20 protein-coding genes and 1 tRNA gene are annotated in these 18,208 nt (G+C 62.1%); 15 read left to right on the forward strand and 6 right to left on the reverse strand.

Annotation, left to right across the window (positions count from 1 at the left end):
- Positions 1 to 5: 5 nt before the first annotated feature.
- A complete protein-coding gene (locus tag G8E03_RS08705; protein WP_205793039.1) occupies positions 6 to 1,241 on the reverse strand; it encodes an MFS transporter in 1,236 nt (411 codons plus the stop codon).
- 70 nt (positions 1,242 to 1,311) lie between these two features.
- Between G8E03_RS08705 and G8E03_RS08710 the strand changes: the two genes are divergently transcribed.
- The 4 genes from G8E03_RS08710 (at position 1,312) to G8E03_RS08725 (ending at position 4,108) form a co-directional block, all read left to right on the forward strand.
- The gene (locus G8E03_RS08710; RefSeq protein ID WP_166190727.1) at positions 1,312 to 1,953 is read left to right on the forward strand and encodes an HAD family hydrolase; all 642 of its coding nucleotides are present in this window, start codon (positions 1,312 to 1,314) and stop codon (positions 1,951 to 1,953) included.
- Positions 1,950 to 2,582, forward strand: a complete 633-nt coding sequence (locus tag G8E03_RS08715) for a DNA-3-methyladenine glycosylase family protein (protein ID WP_166190729.1) — start codon at positions 1,950 to 1,952, stop codon at positions 2,580 to 2,582. The genes G8E03_RS08710 and G8E03_RS08715 overlap by 4 nt, the downstream gene beginning before the upstream one ends.
- A 21-nt stretch (positions 2,583 to 2,603) precedes the next feature.
- Positions 2,604 to 3,251, forward strand: a complete 648-nt coding sequence (locus G8E03_RS08720; protein ID WP_166190731.1) for an alpha/beta hydrolase — start codon at positions 2,604 to 2,606, stop codon at positions 3,249 to 3,251.
- A gap of 269 nt (positions 3,252 to 3,520) precedes the next feature.
- Positions 3,521 to 4,108, forward strand: a complete 588-nt coding sequence (locus G8E03_RS08725; protein WP_166190734.1) for an HNH endonuclease — start codon at positions 3,521 to 3,523, stop codon at positions 4,106 to 4,108.
- On the opposite strand, the gene G8E03_RS08730 is transcribed toward G8E03_RS08725, so the two are convergent.
- Both G8E03_RS08730 and G8E03_RS08735 read right to left on the reverse strand, forming a co-directional pair.
- Entirely contained in the window at positions 4,105 to 4,572 is a 468-nt protein-coding gene (locus G8E03_RS08730; protein ID WP_166190736.1) for a disulfide bond formation protein B, read from the reverse strand. The two genes, G8E03_RS08725 and G8E03_RS08730, sit on opposite strands and share 4 nt — an antisense overlap.
- Positions 4,569 to 5,147: a YqaA family protein gene (locus G8E03_RS08735; RefSeq protein WP_166190738.1), complete on the reverse strand. Its 579-nt coding sequence runs from the start codon at positions 5,145 to 5,147 to the stop codon at positions 4,569 to 4,571. The genes G8E03_RS08730 and G8E03_RS08735 overlap by 4 nt, the downstream gene beginning before the upstream one ends.
- 177 nt (positions 5,148 to 5,324) lie before the next feature.
- On the opposite strand from G8E03_RS08735, the gene G8E03_RS08740 reads away from it, so the two are divergent.
- From G8E03_RS08740 to G8E03_RS08760, 5 genes are all read left to right on the forward strand, one after another.
- A tRNA-Leu gene (locus tag G8E03_RS08740) sits at positions 5,325 to 5,409 on the forward strand.
- Positions 5,410 to 5,511: 102 nt separating this feature from the next.
- On the forward strand, positions 5,512 to 6,294 hold the full coding sequence (locus tag G8E03_RS08745) for a response regulator (RefSeq protein WP_205793041.1): 783 nt from the start codon (positions 5,512 to 5,514) through the stop codon (positions 6,292 to 6,294).
- 131 nt (positions 6,295 to 6,425) lie between these two features.
- Entirely contained in the window at positions 6,426 to 8,243 is a 1,818-nt protein-coding gene (gene typA, locus G8E03_RS08750) for a translational GTPase TypA (protein WP_166190742.1), read from the forward strand.
- A gap of 413 nt (positions 8,244 to 8,656) precedes the next feature.
- Complete coding sequence (locus G8E03_RS08755) at positions 8,657 to 9,040, forward strand: helix-turn-helix domain-containing protein (protein WP_166190744.1); 384 nt, start codon at positions 8,657 to 8,659, stop codon at positions 9,038 to 9,040.
- Between the two features lie 96 nt (positions 9,041 to 9,136).
- Positions 9,137 to 9,952, forward strand: a complete 816-nt coding sequence (locus G8E03_RS08760; RefSeq protein ID WP_166190746.1) for an inositol monophosphatase family protein — start codon at positions 9,137 to 9,139, stop codon at positions 9,950 to 9,952.
- Here G8E03_RS08760 and G8E03_RS08765 read toward each other — a convergent pair.
- Together G8E03_RS08765 and G8E03_RS08770 are read right to left on the reverse strand one after the other, a co-directional pair.
- The gene (locus G8E03_RS08765; RefSeq protein ID WP_166190749.1) at positions 9,949 to 10,887 is read right to left on the reverse strand and encodes an alpha/beta fold hydrolase; all 939 of its coding nucleotides are present in this window, start codon (positions 10,885 to 10,887) and stop codon (positions 9,949 to 9,951) included. The two genes, G8E03_RS08760 and G8E03_RS08765, sit on opposite strands and share 4 nt — an antisense overlap.
- The gene (locus G8E03_RS08770; RefSeq protein WP_166190751.1) at positions 10,880 to 11,170 is read right to left on the reverse strand and encodes an SCP2 sterol-binding domain-containing protein; all 291 of its coding nucleotides are present in this window, start codon (positions 11,168 to 11,170) and stop codon (positions 10,880 to 10,882) included. The genes G8E03_RS08765 and G8E03_RS08770 overlap by 8 nt, the downstream gene beginning before the upstream one ends.
- A gap of 67 nt (positions 11,171 to 11,237) precedes the next feature.
- Between G8E03_RS08770 and G8E03_RS08775 the strand changes: the two genes are divergently transcribed.
- The 6 genes from G8E03_RS08775 to G8E03_RS08800 all read left to right on the forward strand — a co-directional run bounded on the left by G8E03_RS08775 (position 11,238) and on the right by G8E03_RS08800 (position 17,357).
- The gene (locus G8E03_RS08775) at positions 11,238 to 11,783 is read left to right on the forward strand and encodes a tetratricopeptide repeat protein (protein WP_166190753.1); all 546 of its coding nucleotides are present in this window, start codon (positions 11,238 to 11,240) and stop codon (positions 11,781 to 11,783) included.
- A gap of 22 nt (positions 11,784 to 11,805) precedes the next feature.
- Positions 11,806 to 14,775 (forward strand): helicase-related protein, encoded by a 2,970-nt coding sequence (locus tag G8E03_RS08780; RefSeq protein ID WP_166190755.1) that lies wholly within the window; start codon positions 11,806 to 11,808, stop codon positions 14,773 to 14,775.
- 7 nt (positions 14,776 to 14,782) lie between these two features.
- Positions 14,783 to 15,718: an asparaginase gene (locus G8E03_RS08785; protein ID WP_166190757.1), complete on the forward strand. Its 936-nt coding sequence runs from the start codon at positions 14,783 to 14,785 to the stop codon at positions 15,716 to 15,718.
- Positions 15,718 to 16,086 carry an RNA-binding S4 domain-containing protein gene (locus G8E03_RS08790; protein WP_166190758.1) on the forward strand — a complete coding sequence of 123 codons (369 nt, stop codon included), beginning with the start codon at positions 15,718 to 15,720 and terminating at the stop codon, positions 16,084 to 16,086. Before G8E03_RS08785 ends, G8E03_RS08790 begins: the two co-directional genes overlap by 1 nt.
- Before the next feature lie 88 nt (positions 16,087 to 16,174).
- Positions 16,175 to 16,513: a ferredoxin FdxA gene (fdxA, locus tag G8E03_RS08795; RefSeq protein WP_166190760.1), complete on the forward strand. Its 339-nt coding sequence runs from the start codon at positions 16,175 to 16,177 to the stop codon at positions 16,511 to 16,513.
- A 325-nt stretch (positions 16,514 to 16,838) separates the two neighbouring features.
- Entirely contained in the window at positions 16,839 to 17,357 is a 519-nt protein-coding gene (locus G8E03_RS08800; protein ID WP_166190762.1) for a CarD family transcriptional regulator, read from the forward strand.
- 85 nt (positions 17,358 to 17,442) lie between these two features.
- On the opposite strand, the gene G8E03_RS08805 is transcribed toward G8E03_RS08800, so the two are convergent.
- Complete coding sequence (locus G8E03_RS08805) at positions 17,443 to 18,177, reverse strand: adenosylcobinamide-GDP ribazoletransferase (RefSeq protein WP_240910313.1); 735 nt, start codon at positions 18,175 to 18,177, stop codon at positions 17,443 to 17,445.
- Positions 18,178 to 18,208: the final 31 nt, after the last annotated feature.

Here is an 18,208-nt window from a genome sequence, read left to right on the forward strand (position 1 = left end):
GTAACTCAGTCCATCCGACGCCGCAGCGCATAGACCATCAGAACGCCACCAGCCAGCACTAGAAACGGCACCATGGCGTAGTTTACGGCGGACCAGCCAACCAGCACATCGTCCGATCCGACACCGTTCATCAGACCGCCCGAAGCAAAGCTGGCCACCGCGACCATGCCAAAGACCAGAAAGTCGTTGAGACCCTGCACCTTCGCCCGCTCCGCCGGGGCGTGGGCCGAGGTCAGCATCGCCGTGGCACCGATAAAGCCGAAGTTCCACCCCAAGCCCAGCAATACCAGCGCCACGAAAAATCTGCTCAACTCCACCCCGGACAATGCGACGACTCCCGCGCCGAGCAGCAACGCCAGACCGATGGCGATGATCTTCTCCGCCCCGTAGCGGGCAATCAGGTTGCCGGTAAAGAAGCTGGGCGCGAACATGGCAAGCACGTGGAACTGCACGACATGCGCCGCGTCCTCGGTCGAGAAGCCGCAGCCCACCACGGCCAGCGGCGTCGACGTCATCATCAGGTTCATCAATGCGTAGGAGACCATGGCGCAGATGATCGCGGTATAGACCCGGGGCTGCCGCAGGATTTCCATCAGGGGCCGACCGGTGCTGTCGCCGGGATTGCGCGCCGGGGGCCTGGGGGCGTCCAGAAAGAAGAACAGCACCACGCCGATCAGGTTCAATCCCACAATCGCGAGATATGCCCCCGCAAAGGGAATGGGTGCCAGTGCACCGCTAAAGAACACCACCAATTGCGGGCCGATGATTGCGGAGAGCAAGCCGCCCGCCATGACCCACGAGATTGCCTTGGGCCGCAGATCGTCGCTGGCAACATCGGTGGCGGCGAACCGGTAAAAGCCCTGTGCGCTCATATAGATACCGGTCAGGGTATGGCCCGCCAGCAGCAGTCCGAAGCTGCCCTGATACAACGCGAACACGCTGATCGCAGCCCCGATACCGCCTGCGCCGACCCCGGTCAGGAAACCGGCACGGCGTCCGTATTTTCCCATCAGCATGGACAGCATCGGGGCGCTGAACATCGACACCAGAACGATCACGCTGATTGGCAGGGTCGCGAACAGCTTGTTGGTGGCCAGCATCTGGCCCGCCAGCCCCCCTAGGACAAAGGTAATGGGCATCTGCGCACCCATAATGCCCTGCGCCGCGACCAGAACGCGCACGTTGCGCATCGTGCGCTTATCATCGACAAGAGGGCGGGGTGGTTCGGTGATCGCTGTCATTCGGGCATTTTGAACCGGCGACATCCGAAGCGCAACGCATCTTGCGTATTGATACATTCCAGGAGGCCTCATGATCCGCGCCGTGATTTTCGACTGTGACGGTGTGCTGGTGGACAGTGAGCGGCTGACGAACCGTGTGATCCGCGACAATCTGGCCCAACGCGGGCTGGACTGGCCGGTCGAGAGGATCATGACCAGCTTCGTCGGCGGAACCGTGGCCGGTGTGGGTGAGGTCGCGCGGGCCAGCGGTGCCCGGATCGAGAGCGGTTGGCTCGATACCATCTATGCCGAGATCTACGCCGTCCTCGAACAGGAGGTGACGCCGGTTCCGGGGGCGGTGGATGTGCTGGACTGGTTGGACGCGCGTGCAATTCCCTATGCCATCGGATCGAACGGGCCGGAGCGAAAGATGCAAATCACGCTGGCGCGCTGCGGATTTGCGGATCGGCTGCAGGGAAGGGTGCTGTCCGCCGTGGCGCTGGGCGCACCCAAGCCCGCGCCGGATGTCTATCTGGCGGCGGCGGATTTGCTGGGCGTCGCGCCGGAACATGTCGTCGTGGTTGAGGACAGCGCGACCGGCGCCCGTGCGGCGCAGGCGGCGGGAATGGCCTGCTACGGCTTCGCGCCTGACGATGACGGGGCGGGGCTGTCCGCAGTTGGCGCGATGCCATTTCACGCGATGCGTGATCTGCAACACCTGTTGCCGATATGAGTGTCGGCAGGATCATCGAGACGGATCAGGATGTTGCCGAGGGGGCCGCATGGCTTGCAGCCCATGACGACCGGTTTGCCAAGGCGCTGGAGTTGACCGGACCGTTGCCCTTGCGCCGACGCGACGATGGGTATCCCGCCATGCTGTCCGCAATCGTCAGTCAGCAGCTTTCGGTCGCTGCGGCCCGGGGCATCTGGAACAGGCTGGAAGCGGCTGGCGCGCATACATTGTCCGGCTCGCACGCGATGAGTGATGATGAATTGCGGGCCTGCGGCCTGTCGCGTCCGAAGATAAAATACATACGCGGGCTGATCGACGCCGATGTGGATTTCGAGGCGTTGCGCAATCTGCCGGATGATGAGGTCGTCAACCGCTTGGTCGCGTTGAAGGGCGTCGGCGTCTGGACCGCTGAGATCTACGCGATGTTCTCGCTCGGCCGTGCGGATGTCTTTGCCCCAGGCGATCTGGCCTTGCAGGAGGCGGCGCGAATCCTTTTTGACTTGCCCGAGCGGCCGAAGGAAAAGGCCTTTCGGGAGCTGGCTGCCCCCTGGTCGCCTTGGCGATCGGTGGCGGCCCGGTTGCTTTGGGCCTATTATCACGTGGTGAAATCCCGTGAGGGGATAACCTGAAAACATGAACGAAGGGTTCGTATGACAACTTTGACTGGACCACGCCGCGATGCGGCCTCGGGCGCGGCGGACGCGCTCGTCATTTTGCTGCACGGCTTCGGTGCAGATGGAAACGACCTGATAGGGCTGGCCGATCCCCTGACGCCGCACTTGCCCAACGTGACATTCGTGGCGCCGAACGCCCCGCAGAAATGTTCCGTGAACCCAATGGGATACCAGTGGTTCCCGATCCCCTGGATGGATGGGTCGAGCGAGGTCGAGATGGGGCAGGGATTTGCCGCCTCAACTGATATGCTCAACAGATATCTGGATGAAATGGCAAAGGAATTTCCTGCGGACCGGACGGTTCTGGTGGGCTTTAGCCAGGGAACGATGATGTCCTTGCATGTCGGCCCTCAACGCGCGCAGCAACTTGCCGGTATCGTTGGGTTTTCGGGCCGACTGATGCGACCCGAGAGCCTCGCCGATGCGGTCAGCAAGCCACCGGTGCAACTGATTCACGGCGACAGCGACGAGGTGGTGCCGCCCGCCTCCATGCCCGAGGCGGAGAAAGCCCTGAAATCAGCGGGCTTCGATGTGCAAAGCCATGTCAGCCCAGGCGTCGGACACGGAATCGCCCCTGACGGCCTGTCCCTCGCCTTGCAGCGCATTCAGGGCTGGTTGTCCTGAAAAGGACCCGATGCCACGGCGCGACCGTTATCGCGCCGTGGCGACGTGAAAAAACGTTCGTATATTTCGTATATAGGGAGATTGAAGGTGTTCGTGGTTGGGGCCCGCGCGTGACTCCTGTCGGCGTAATCGCGAAGGCCGCACGCAATGCCGCCACCACGATATAGAGGGTTGATCGGTTTGAAGCCGCAGATATAGTTCAAGTACTGGGACGGGCTTGTCCCGTCTCCGATGCCCTGACGGGCGGGAAGGGACGGGAGCAGAGTCCTATGATCGAGACCTCATTCGCGAACAATTTCGTACGTTCACCCGGCAATTTGCGAGAGCATCCTGCGTTGGTTCTCAACGCGGATTACCGCCCTCTCAGCTATTTTCCGCTGTCGCTGTGGCCCTGGCAGGAAGCGGTCAAGGCCGCCTTTCTCGACCGGGTGGACATCATCGCGGAATACGACGCGGTGGCCCATTCCCCGAGCGTCGATATGAAGCTGCCCTCGGTCGTCGTGCTCAAGGATTACGTGAAGCCGGCAAAAACGGCGGCTTTCACCCGATTCAACCTGTTTTTGCGTGACGGGTTCACCTGCCAGTATTGTGGCAAGGAGGGGGAAATGACGTTCGATCATGTCATCCCCCGGGCGCGCGGCGGCCGCACGACATGGGAAAATGTCGTTGCTGCGTGCGGACCGTGCAATCTGCGCAAGGGGTCGAAATCGCTGGAGCGGGCAGGCATGAGCCTGAACCGATTGCCGCGACGGCCCAGCCCGGAACGCTTGCAAAATGTCGGGCGCAAGTTTCCCCCCAACTTCATGCACGAAAGCTGGGTCGATTTCCTGTATTGGGATGCGGAGCTGGACGCCTAGTCGTCGGAATTCGATGCGGCGATCCAGACCCCGCTCAGCAACAGGGAGAAGATCGCGTTCCACCCCGCCATCGACAAGCCAAGGAAAACCCAAGCTGCCTCGTCACAGCGCACCACGCCCAGCGGTCCATCCGTACTGAGGAGGTCTTCCGCCGTCAGACCGCCCAGCGTATCGCCGGTGGTGGTGCAGGCGGTCAGCCCCTCCCACCAGTTCCATTCGACACCCGCGTGAAACACGGCAATGCCCGCACCGATCAGCACGACCAGTCCGGCAAGTCGGGTGGCAGGCTTACGCGCCGCCGGAACGAATGCGATCAGACCCAGCACGATGGCGATTGCGTGGGGCCAACGTTGCCAGATGCACATCTGACATGGCGCCAACCCGCCGAGATATTGAAACGCGAGCGCACCACCCAGCAGAGCGATGGATCCCAATATGGCTACGGCGATCAGAAAACGGCTCATAGATACCTCACGATGACGAAACTGCCGATCAGCAGAACCATGAAAAGGGTAAACAGCAATCCCAGACGTCGTTCGATGAAGGTACGGATCGGCGGGCCGAATTTCCACAACAGAGCTGCAATGACGCTGAAGATAATGCCCCGCGCCACCACCGATGCGACCATGAAGGTCGTGAAGTTCAAGCCCGTCGCGCCGGATGCGATGGTGATGATCTTGTACGGAAACGGCGTTAGACCCGCGAACAGCACGATCCATGCACCTTGTTCGTTGTAGCTGGCGGCAAACTGATCGAACAGATCGGCCTTGTGATAGAAATCCAGAATCGGCAGTGCGACACTGTCAAACAAAGTAGCGCCGATCCAGTATCCCAGCACGCCCCCAACCACCGACGCTATCGTCGCGACCAAAGCGATCCGCCAGGCATTGTGCGGTGCGGCCAGAACCATCGGTATTATCAGCGCGTGCGGCGGTATCGGAAAGAATGAGCTTTCCGCAAAGGCAACCGCCGCCAGAACCCAAAGGGCATAGCGGGTAGAGGCCAGCGACAGAGTAAAATCGTACAGCTTTCTGATCATTACGAAGCGGTAGCAGGGCGGTGAGGGGCTGTCTATCTGCCTGCTTCGAAATCGGTGCAGGCTTGTGCGGTCGCATGAGCCGGTGGGAGCACAATCCTGCGGCACGGATATTTGCGGGCCAAAGCATGGCAGGTGCTTGACGGGCCGATCCGGCTCAGGCTATCGGAGGGGCACTGGGCCCGTGTGGCGGAACTGGTAGACGCAGCGGATTCAAAATCCGCCGCCGCAAGGCTTGCCGGTTCGAGTCCGGCCACGGGTACCAGAGCCTTGTTCTTCCATCCAAACATCAGAGTTTTCCTTTGATCTGCCGCACGCGTCGATAGCGTGGGCTGTCTTAACGGTTTATTCGCTAATCTCGCAGAGCATGTCCCAAAGACAGGGAGGCTCCATGGTTCGGATCGGCGATGACAGGGACAGCACCTATAAGTCAGATAATGTGGTGGGACTCACCTTCCGTCGCGAGGAAGAGCTGCCTGTCACGATCTGCCGCCCGATTGTGCCCCCCTCCGTCCTGATTGTGGAGGATAGCGCCTGTGCGGCGGACGCATACAGCTTGCTGTTGCGATCCATCGGGGCGCGAGTGCGATGGGCGGACAGTTTGCGCGCCGCAAACCGGCATCTGCGCAGCTTCGCACCGAATACGGTTTTGGTCGATCCGGGATTGCCCGATGGAAACGGGTTGCGGCTGATCCGGCGGTTGTGGCTGATGGGTGCGTCCCGTCCACGCCTGATTGTCGTATCAGGCGATAACGAGATCGCGCGCGATTCCCTGGCCGCCGGCGCGGATCACTTCTTGGAAAAACCCCTGAGCGCGGCGACTTTCCTGGCTGAAATCCTCACGCGGACGGGGCGGGACGCACCGTCACTTCAGAGCCAGATGCCGATGGCGTCGTCTGCCTTGCTGCGACGTGATCTGCAAGAAGCACGAATTCACATCCTGAAGGCCGTATTGTCAGGGCGCGAGGGGCAGTTGTTGTATCCCCTGCAATTCCTGCGCTCATTGGCGCGGGACGGTGGTCTGACTCCGCTGTCGCTGCTGCTGGACAGATTTCAATCCGGCGTCGATAGCGCACGGGATCTGGCCATGGGACTTGCAGATATGATAGACAGGATGGGCGACGAAAACCTGACCGCAAGGCAAGTTTAGCCGGGTTTTGCCGCCGCGTCAGGGCCACGGATCAGCTCTGTCATCATGGAACAGGGCAATCTGTGCTGGCCTTACGGGCAAAAATGATGTTGAACGCGCGCGATAGTTTCCCGCACCGATAGGATATCCGAATGGACCTTCGCAACATCGCGATCATCGCGCACGTGGACCACGGCAAGACGACGCTCGTCGATGAGCTGCTCAAGCAGTCCGGCTCCTTCCGCGAAAATCAGGCCGTCGCAGAGCGCGCGATGGACAGCAACGATCTGGAACGTGAGCGGGGGATTACCATCCTCGCCAAGGCGACCAGCGTCGAATGGAACGGCATCCGCATCAACATCGTGGACACGCCCGGTCACGCCGATTTCGGTGGTGAGGTGGAGCGTATCCTTTCGATGGTTGACGGCGTCGTGCTGCTGGTTGACGCCGCCGAGGGGCCGATGCCCCAGACGAAATTCGTAACCTCCAAGGCGCTGGCACTGGGCCTGCGCCCCATCGTCGTTCTCAACAAGGTGGACAAACCCGACGCGGAACCCGACCGGGCGCTGGATGAGGTGTTCGACCTGTTCGCGAACCTGGACGCGGATGAACATCAGCTTGATTTCCCCGTGCTCTACGCCTCCGGCCGCAATGGCTGGGCGGACGATACGCTTGAGGGCGATCGCAAGGATCTGGACGCGCTCTACAAGATGGTCGTCAGCCACGTGCCGGCCCCTGCGCAGATCGCGCGTCGGGAGGAGCCGTTCACCATGCTGGCCACCACCCTGGGCGGCGATCCGTTCCTGGGCCGCATCCTGACCGGCCGTGTCGAAAGCGGCACCCTGCGCGCCGGCACCCAGATCAAGGCGTTGAGCCGTGACGGCAAGGAGCTGGAGCGGTTCCGTGCCACCAAGATTCTCGCCTTCCGCGGATTGGGTCAACAGCCCATCGACGTGGCCGAGGCGGGGGATATCGTCTCCATCGCCGGGATGAGTAAATCGACCGTGGCGGATACGCTGTGCGACATGTCGGTGAATGAGGCGATCCCGGCGCAGCCGATCGATCCGCCGACCATCACCGTTACCTTTGGCATCAACGATAGTCCGCTGGCGGGTCAGGACGGTGACAAGGTGCAGTCACGCGTGATCCGCGATCGCCTGATGAAGGAAGCCGAATCAAACGTCGCGATCAAGGTGACCGACACTCCCGGAGGGGAGGCGTTCGAGGTGGCCGGTCGTGGCGAACTTCAGATGGGTGTCCTGATCGAGAACATGCGCCGCGAGGGCTTCGAACTCTCCGTTTCTCGCCCTCAGGTTCTGTTCCGTGAGGAAGACGGCAAGCGCATGGAGCCGATCGAGGAAGTCACCGTCGATGTGGACGAGGAATATTCCGGCGTCGTCGTCGAAAAGCTGAGCCAGCGAAAGGGCGAGTTGCAGGAAATGCGCACCGCCGGCGGTGGCAAGACGCGGATCGTGGCAACTGTGCCTTCGCGGGGTCTGATCGGCTATCATGGTGAGTTTCTGACCGATACCCGGGGCACAGGTGTTCTGAACCGCGTGTTCCATTCATGGGCCGAGTACAAGGGCGCGATCCAGGGGCGGCGTCAGGGGGTTCTGATCTCGATGGAGACGGGCACCAGCGTTCCTTACGCGATTTTCAACCTGGAGGATCGCGGCAAGTTCTTCATCGGCGCGGGTGAGAAGGTCTATCAGGGCATGATCCTGGGGGAGCATAGCCGTGACAACGATCTGGAAGTGAACCCCCTCAAGGGCAAGAAACTCAGCAACGTGCGCGCCTCCGGCAAGGACGATGCCGTCGTTCTGACCACGCCGCTGCGGATGAGCCTGGAGGAGGCCATCGCCTATATCGACAATGACGAACTGGTCGAAGTCACCCCCGGTTCCATCCGCCTGCGCAAGCGGTATCTGGACCCGAACGAGCGCAAACGCCAGTCGCGCGCGGCGGGGTGAACCCCTCTCACATCGTAATGAAACGGGCCTGCCATACGCGGGCCCGTTTCATTTTTGACCCTTAGGGTCCACGTTATCCGAAACCGGAAGTTCGCTGAGGTACCTCCGTCCCTCACGGTTACTCGCGGCAAAATTGCATATGGTGGCTAAAATAGGTAGGCGGCGCCAATATTCGCATTTTGCAATAAACTTCTGGTTGTGTGCAAAATGCAATGCAAAATGCAAAGCACCCTGTATGCGATTGTGGCAAGAACATGTTGCAGCCTTAGGATGCAGGTTAGCGTTCACCATACTGAAAATTTTTTCCGTTCCCGTCCCGCACCTCATCTGCCTCATTTCGCCTCAATTCAAAGCTGGCACAGTTCTTGCATATATACCTGAGAGTTTAGGGGCCAGAGCAAGTGGAGCGTGGTATGAAGCATCCTGTAGATGTGCATGTAGGCAAACGTATTCGTCACCGTCGTTGGATGGTGGGAATGACCCAGCAGCAACTTGGCGATCTGGTGGGAATCAAGTTTCAGCAAATCCAGAAATACGAAACCGGAATGAATCGGGTCAGTGCCTCGCGTCTGTGGGACATCGCCCACGCCATGAAAGTGTCGATCGGCTTTTTCTTCGAGGGTCTGGATGCTGACGTGCGCGATGCGGCGATGGCCGATATCGACGCGCCGAAGGAAAAGGGCGATCTGATGGTGGATCGTGAGGCGCAGGAGCTGGTGCGCTCGTATTACTCCATCCCCGAGGAGCAACGCCGCCGCCTGTTCGACCTTGCGCGGGTGTTGAGCGACGTCGCGTGAGCAACGCAGCGTCGCGCCAGTCGGCTTGACCCATGGGGAGCGATATGGAATCTCCGGGCGGTGCCGGGCCGGCACGGCCCCCTGCGGGAGATATCCATGACCGACAGCACCACCCGGACGCTCGATCCTGAACTGGAGGCGGAGCTGAGAGAGGTCGCTCACGCATTGGCAGATGCGGCACGCAGCGCGATCCTTCCCTATTTCAGGAACCGCGATCTGTGTGCCGACAACAAGCAGCCCGCTGGCTTTGATCCCGTGACGGATGCGGATCGGGCGGCGGAGCGGGCAATGCGTAGGGTGCTGTCGGACTTGCGCCCCGAAGACGGGATCGAAGGCGAGGAGGAAGGAACCACACCTTCGAAAAGCGGCCTGACCTGGGTGCTGGATCCGATCGACGGGACGCGGGCCTTTCTGGCCGGGGCGGCGACCTGGGGCGTCCTGATTGCGGTCAATGCCGGCGGTCCGCCGCTGTTCGGCATCGTGGATCAGCCCTACATGGACGAGCGCTTCGTCGGCGGTTTCGGCCGGGCGGAGCTGCATCGTGGCGGGTTTGTCGGGCCGCTGAGCACCCGTGCCGCACGCGGTCTGGATGAGGCGATCCTGCTGACGACCTTTCCCGAAATCGGCCACCCGGATGAGCGTGCCGCCTTTGACCGGGTGCGCGATAAGGTGCGGCTGACGCGCTATGGTCTGGATTGCTACGGTTATGCCCTGCTGGCCTTGGGCGGGGTCGATCTGGTGATCGAGGCTGGGCTGAATTCCTATGACATTCAGGGACCGATGGCCGTGGTTGCCGCTGCGGGCGGGATTGTCACCGACTGGCAGGGCGGCCCCGTGCATCGCGGCGGGCAAGTCATCGCCGCCGCGAACGCCGAGGTTCATGCCGCAGCGATGCGGTTGCTGCGCGGTTAGAGGGTCGCTTCCACATTGGCGATGTGACGGGAGATTGCATCCCAGAAGGGATCGCGCAGTTCGGGACGCTCCATCCACAATTCATGCTTTGCCCCCTCGACATTGACGAAGGTCGCGCGGCGCATCCGCTCCAACTGACTGACCACGGCGGAATAGCTGACAACCGTGTCGCCGGTGCCGCATCCGGCGAGGATCGGCAGATCCGGCAGGTCGGTGTCGAACAGGGCGTCCATCTCATCGAACGCAGCGGCGAGCCAGCCGACGGAGGGGGGGCCCAGAGCCAGATCTGGAATTTCCTCGATCAGCATTTGCATCCGGCGATATTGCTCGGGATCGGTGGTCAGCGGGTTGCCCTTGTAACCGCGCAGGGCGACATGTGCCGCCCCGCGCGCACCGGGGGCGAAATTCTCACCCTGACCGAATATGCGCAGGGTGCGCAGGACGAACGGCGCGAAGAATCCCTGTAGTGCAGGCAGATGCAAACCCCACATCGGGGCGGAAAAACTGGCGGAGGCTGCGGGAAGCCCCTCGATCAGCGCCCGCAATCCGATCGCGCCGCCCATGGAATGCGCGAACATGTGCAGAGGACGGGGCATATCGGCGACTGCCGACAGCAAGCTGGCGACATCATGCTGGTATTCCCAGAAATGTTTGACGTGACCCAGCTCAGTCGTGTCGTTGATCCGGGTGGACAGGCCCTGACCGCGCCAGTCGATACAGGCCACGCTGAAGCCCATTCCGATTAGATGCGCAATCACCTGTGCGTATTTTTCGATATATTCCGTGCGGCCGGGCAGAATCAGCGCGGTGCCGCGAGTGCCCCCTGACCATGTGGCGATACGCACCCGTATCCCGTCGCTGGTCCGGTGAAAGGTCGCGGTGCCCCCCGCAGGGGCACCGGACAGATCCGAATGCAGGGGGGCAGGCTCAGCCAAGGACCGAACCCAGCTTCATGGCGAGGCCCATATCGCCCTCGATCTTGAGCTTGCCACCCATGAAGGCGGAGGTCGGGTTCAGTTCGCCTGACAGGATGTCCTGAAAGGTGTCGGCATCCGCGATCAGGGTGCAGTCGGCATCGGAATCGTCTTCCTTGACGCCGCTTTCGTCGATGCGCACCGCGCCTTCGTCCTCGATCACGAACTTGATCGAACCGTCGTCGAACCCGTCGCCGATTTTCTCACGCAGGGCGGTGACGGCCATGTCCACGATTGTACTCATGTCGTTATCCTTGATCTGGCGCGAGGCAGGCCTCGCAATTGAAAATATCGGTGTTACCTTAACGTTCATGAGACAGGTATCAATCGCTCTGACAAGCCTTGCCGTGGCGTTATCACTGGCCCTGCCGGGGATGGCGCAGGACCGGACCCTGTCGGATCTGATGGGGCAACTGGCGCAGCCCGACGCCCGTGACGTGCCGGGCATTCAGGCCGAAATTCAGCGACGCTGGTCGCGATCGGGATCCCCGGCGGTGGATTTCCTGCTGAAACGGGGCGAGGACGCGCTGGCGCAAAACGACCTGTTGCGCGCGGTCGAGCATTTCAGTGCCGCGATAGATCACGCACCTGATTTTGCGGAGGCGTGGAACGGGCGGGCGACGGCCTATTTCCTGCAAGGCGAATATGGGTTGAGCGTCGCGGACATTCGCGTGACATTGGCCCTGAACCCGCAGCATTACGGGGCGATGACCGGCCTGGGCCTGATATTGGAAGAGATCGGAGACTACCCTCGGGCACTGGCCGCATTTCGCATGGCCGATGCGCTGAACCCGCACCAGCCTGCGGTGACTGACGCGTTGGACCGCCTGGGCCGCATGCTCAGCGCCGACGCCTGACCCTTTCTAAGACCGGACCTTCATGACTCGCGACCGCACCGTTACGGCTGTACTCGGCCCCACGAACACCGGCAAGACGCACTACGCCATCGAGCGTATGCTTGGCCATCGCAACGGCATCATGGGCTTTCCTCTGCGCCTGCTGGCGCGTGAGGTTTATGACCGCATCGTCGCAGTGCGCGGCCCATCGGTCGTGGCGCTGCTGACGGGGGAGGAGCGGATCGTACCGCCGCGCGCGACCTACTGGATCTGCACCGTTGAGGCGATGCCGCCGATGGCGCTGGACTTTCTGGCCGTGGATGAGATCCAGCTATGCGCCGACCCCGACCGCGGCTACGTCTTTACCGACCGGCTGCTGAACGCGCGTGGATTGCATGAGACGTTGTTTCTGGGCGCGGACACGATGCGGTCGCGGATTTCCAACCTGATCCCCGAGGCGCGGTTCATCCGGCGTGAGCGGTTGTCGAAACTGACATATACCGGCGGCAAGAAGACCAGCCGCATGCCCGCACGCTCCGCCATCGTGGGGTTCTCGGTCGATGGCGTCTATGCGATGGCGGAATTGCTGCGACGGCAAAAGGGTGGCGCGGCGGTAGTGATGGGCGCGCTCAGCCCCCGGACGCGAAATGCGCAGGTCGAGCTGTACCAGAACGGCGATGTGGATCATCTGGTGGCGACCGATGCCATCGGGATGGGGCTGAACCTCGACATCAATCACGTCGCCTTCGCGGGAACGGCCAAGTTCGACGGCCGGCGTTTTCGGCATCTGATGCCCAACGAGTTGGCGCAGATCGCGGGCCGGGCAGGGCGCTATACCAATGACGGCACCTTCGGCACGACCGGTGAGGCGGAGCCGCTGGACCCCGACATGGCCGAGGCGATCGAGGAACACCGCTTCGCCCCCATCAAGAAACTGCAATGGCGCAACTCTCGGCTGGAATTCGGCACGGTGGAGGCGCTGCTGCGCTCGCTTGAGGTGCCGCCCGAGCATCCAGACCTGCAGCGCGCGCGTGAGGCGGACGATCTGCTGGCGCTGCGCACGCTGTGGGCCTTGCCCGAGATGCACGACAAGGTGCGTCAGGGCCCCGAGGTGCGCATGTTGTGGGATGTCTGCCAGGTGCCGGATTTTCGCAAGGTCGCGGCGGCGGAACATGCCAGCCTGCTCAGCCGGATCCACGGGTTCCTGCTGGACGGGGGCACGATTCCCGACGATTGGCTGGCGCACAGGGTCAAACGCATCGACAAGGTGCACGGTGACATCGACGCGATCAGCAAAAGACTGGCTTTCGTGCGCACATGGACCTATGTGGCGCAACGCAAGGGATGGTTGAGTGATCCCGAGCATTGGCGTGGGGAAACCCGTGCGGTAGAAGACAGATTGTCGGATGCGCTGCACGCGGCCCTGACACAACGATTCGTCGATCGGCGCACATCCGTGCTCATGCGCCGGTTGAAACAGAAGGAGGGCCTCGTGGCCGACGTGAACGACAAAGGTGAAGTGTCAGTGGAGGGCCAGTTCGTAGGCCGTCTTTCGGGCTTCCGCTTCCAGCTAGATCCCACCGCCACCGCCGAGGAGGCGAAGACGTTGCGATCCGCAGCTCTGGCGGCGTTGCAGCCGCAATACAACCTGTCCTCCGACAAGTTCTATAACGCGCCCGACAAGGAAATCGATGTCACCGAACAGGGCGGCCTGATGTGGGGCGAACATGCCGTCGGCAAGGTGTGCAAGGGGGCGGACGTATTGTCGCCCCAGATCGAGGTCTTCGTCGATGACGAGGCAGGACCCGACGTGGCCGAAAAGGTCAAACGTCGTCTTGGCCACTGGCTGGACCGCAAGATCGCGGCGCTGTTCGAACCGCTGATCGCATTGCGCGACGATGAGGCGATGACTGGTCTGGCGAAGGGCATCGCGTTCCGCATTGTTGAGAATATGGGCGTGCTGCCGCGCGGTGAAGTTGCACAGGACGTCAAGTCGCTGGAGCAGGACGCACGCGGTATGCTGCGCAAGCACGGCGTGCGCTTCGGTCAGTTCACCCTGTTCCAGCCGTTGCTGCTCAAACCTGCGCCGACCCGGCTGCGACTTGTGTTGTGGAGCCTGGCGCAAGGGCTCGATGAATTCCCCGAGGCACCGCCCCCCGGTCTGGTCACTGTGCCTGCCGTCAAGGATGCTCCGCACGGTTACTACCCGATGGCCGGATACCGTCTGGCCGGTGAGCGGGCGATCCGCATCGACATGCTGGAGCGTTTGGCCGACATGATCCGTGGTCAGGACACGCGCGGCGGGTTCGAGGCGAACCCGGACATGCTGTCGATCACCGGTCTGACGCTGGATCAGTTCGCCGATCTGATGAGCGGTCTGGGATACAAGGCGGAGAAGGGTGAGCGGGCAAAGGTCAAGCCGGCTGCCGCAGCTGTCGCGCCGAAAACTGACGAAGCGACCACCGCAGAATCTACCTCTACCGAATCCGCTTCTGCCGAGCCGACCCCCGCTGAGCCGACCCCTGCCGAACCCGTGGCAGATGATAAGCCCGCCGACGCGCTGGATATCACGGCCGAGGTCGTGGCTGAGCCTGCGACGGAATCAGCGGAGCAGGTCGCGGATGCGATCCCGCCGGACGCGGCCCCGGCCTCCGCCGAAATTGCCGAGGAAACTCCCACGCCAGAAGCCGAGGCCAATACAACGGCGGAGGCCAAGCCCGAGGAGCAGGAGGTGTTTTACACCTTCACCTGGGCCCCGAAAGCGCGCGGCAACCGCAATTCCGGTCCCCGCCGCGATGCGTCTGACGCAGGCGGTGAAAAATCCGGCGGTCGTCCGCAGGGCAAGGGTGGCAAGGGCCGTGGGCGTAAGCCCGACGGCAAGGGCGGCAAACCGGGCGAAAAGGGGCGCGGCAACAAGCCTCAGACCCACAGCGCCCGCCCACAGCGCAGCGAGAAGCCTATTGATCCCGACAATCCCTTTGCGGCGCTGATGGCCCTGAAGGACAAGAAGTGATCCGCTGATGCGGCCTGTTACCGTCCTCTATACCGGGGGCACCATCGGCATGAGGCCGGGGCCGGATGGCCTCGGCCCGGATGCCGCGTTCGAGGGGGCCTTTCGCGCGGCCGTGACGGCGCGCGATTTCCACTGGCTCGAAACACCGCATTTGCTGGATTCCAGCGCGATGGGACCGCAGGATTGGCAGACGATCGCTGACCTTTCGCGTGACATTTCAGGTGGGCTGGTGATCCTGCACGGCACCGATACGATGGCCTACACGGCAGCGGCTCTGTCGTTCCTGCTGCACGATCTGCGCGCACCGGTGGTGCTGACCGGCGCTCAGATTCCGATGCAATCCGAGGGTAGCGACGCGATTGCGAACGCGGAACTGGCTTTGGATGTGGCCGTGCGAAGCCCCCGAGCCGAGGTGATGATTGCCTTCGGTGGAGCCTTGCTGCGCGGCAATCGTGCGATCAAATGTCATGCACAGAACCCTGAGGCCTTCTGTTCGCCGAACTTCCCGGCGCTGAACGGGGCCGAGCCTGTGCAGTTCGCGCATCCGTTCACCGGACGTCAGATCTCACCTGTCGGCGTTCTAAAGCTCTATCCCGGTATCGGGGCCGAGGCTCTGGGCGGCTTCGCTCATCTGCCCGGTCTGGTGGTGGAGGCCTTCGGCTCCGGCAATATGCCGGGGGAGGGGACGTCGTTTCATGTGGCGCTGATGCTCGCGCGCAGGCGTGGACAGGAAATCGTCGTCGTCACGCAGACCGGCGGCGGTCAGGTCGCCGCGCGTACCTATGCGGCGGGTGCGAGTGTGGCGCAGCTGGGCCTGATCCCCGGTGGCGATCTGACCACGCCTGCCGCCGTTGCGAAGCTGGGCTGGTTGCTGGCACAAGGGATGCGCGGGAATGATCTGGCCGATGCCATGGCGCGGCCCGTCGCAGGGGAAATGTCGTGATGGGAGAGACGTTGCGTATCGACAAGTGGCTGTGGCAGGCCCGTTTTTTCAAGACACGGACCCTCGCCGCCAAGGTGGTGCAGACCTCGGGGTGTCGGGTGAACGGAACACGGGTGTCCAAGCCGGCTTCCCCCGTTCGGGTGGGCGATGTCGTGACCTTCGCCAAGGACGAGCATATCCGCAGGATACAGGTGGATGTGCTGGGTGAGCGGCGCGGACCCGCACCTGAGGCGCAAACGCTTTATACCGATCTGGATCCGCCCCAACCGCGCGAACTTTCCGCAGCGCCCGAACGGGTGGGCGGGCGTCCGACCAAGCGGGACCGACGCGCGACCGATGCGCTTTTGTCCCACGACCCGGACAGTTGAGCCGGCGAGACCTTGCACCATCGCGGAACGGGGGCTAAATCGGGCCGAACGACGCTTGAAATCCCGCTGCCTCGAGGACAATCCGACAATGACCTATGTCGTCACCGACAACTGCATCGCCTGCAAGTATACCGATTGCGTGGAGGTCTGCCCCGTTGATTGTTTCTACGAGGGTGAGAACATGCTGGTAATCCATCCTGATGAATGCATCGATTGCGGCGTGTGCGAACCGGAATGCCCCGCCGACGCGATCCGCCCGGATACCGAGCCGGATATGGAAAACTGGGTCGAATTCAATCGAAAGTACTCCGAGGCGTGGCCCGTCATCATTACCAAGAAGGACCAGTTGCCCGAAGCAGAGGAACTGGACGGCACGCCCAACAAGCTGGAAACCCACTTCTCCGAAGCACCGGGGGAGGGGGGCTGAGCGATTCGCTGCTCGGCCCCGTCATAGGGTCTTGTGCGGTTTGAATCGTTATCGTAACGTCAATTTTCAACTTTAGGTTGCATGATGCGCGCTTTTTAAGGGTGCGACGCAGCATCGGCATTGTCGAGGCGTGCGTGCAAATTGAAATTGCACGTCACGTGTGCTATATAATCTTCATATATGTGGTGAGCGTTCGATCCCGTCGGGGGCGAGGGCGGCGCAGTTTCGATCAGGATGTCGTGAGCCGAGTGTACGGAGGCAATTGCCGTGCTCTGGGTTTTTGATCGCCTTTTGTGGACCCACACTCAATGCAAGGGATACAAATATGACCAAGGCGAAGACGGGCTACGAATTTCGACCCAACGATTTCATCGTATATCCGGCGCATGGCGTCGGGCGCATTACCGCTGTAGAAGAGCAGGAAATCGCAGGCATTTCAATGGAGCTGTTTGTCATTTCCTTCGAAAAGGACAAGATGACATTGCGCGTCCCGACAGCGAAGGCGACTTCGGTGGGAATGCGGTCGCTGTCCTCGCCCGATATCGTCGAAAAGGCGCTGGATACGCTCAAGGGTCGCGCCCGAGTCAAAAAGGCGATGTGGTCGCGGCGTGCGCAGGAATATGAGCAGAAGATCAACTCCGGCGACCTGATTTCCATCGCGGAAGTCGTGCGCGACCTGCACCGCAACGATGACCAGCGTGAGCAATCCTATTCCGAGCGTCAGCTGTACGAGGCGGCGCTGGAACGTCTGACACGCGAAGTCGCGGCTGTGGACGGTGTCGAGGAAGCCTCCGCCCAGTCCAAGATCGACGCGGTGCTGGAGGCACGGGCCGCAGCGGCCTGAGGTCTCACCGCTCCACGATGAATAGAAATGGCTGAGGCCGTCCGCATCGGGCGGCCTCGTTCGTATCGTCATCCGATCTGGAAGATCAGGAAAACACCACGCTCAATCCCAGCAGACAGCCGATTTCGGCCAGTTGCTGCACGCCGCCCAGAACGTCACCGGTCTGCCCCCCTATCTTTCGCAGGGCCAGTATGATGAGGGGCAGGGGCAGAAGCACGATTGCGATCAGGCTGGCCGGGGCGATAAGCAGAACTGCGATCAATGTCAGTCCGGTGCCGATCGCGACAGTTACCCCCCTCGGCTGACCGGTGGAGGCGGACAGGCCTTCGCTTCGGGCGAGAGGCATCCATGCCATCACCGTCAGCATCACCGCGCGCGAGGTCGCCCCACTCAACACCATCGCCACGAGCAGCCCCGCCCCATCGAACAGGGCGAGGCTTTGCCAGCGCAAGCCAAGTGCCAGAACAAGCGCCACCACGCCAAAGGCGCCGACGCGGCTATCCTTCATGATTTCCAATGCATGGGACTTGTCGCGACCGCCGCCCAGACCATCGGCGCAATCGGCCAGCCCGTCCTCATGCAACGCGCCGGTCATCAGCACCAGAACGGCCAGCGCAAGGCCTGCGGACAGTGTCGGGGACAAGCCGGTCCACATCGCAGCCCATCCCACCGCGCCCGCCACGGCGCCAAGAATCGCGCCGACCAGGGGCCACGCCCACCCGGCCCGCGCGCCCCGCAGACCCGCGCGGGCATGATCGACCGGGACCGGCAGGCGTGTCAGCAGGCTGAAGGCGACGGGAATGTCATGCACTTCGATCATGGGTGATGTTTCGTTCATGGCGGTCCTGACG

The sequence above is a fragment of the Pontivivens nitratireducens genome, from assembly GCF_011290545.1.
Taxonomy (GTDB): domain Bacteria; phylum Pseudomonadota; class Alphaproteobacteria; order Rhodobacterales; family Rhodobacteraceae; genus Pontivivens; species Pontivivens nitratireducens.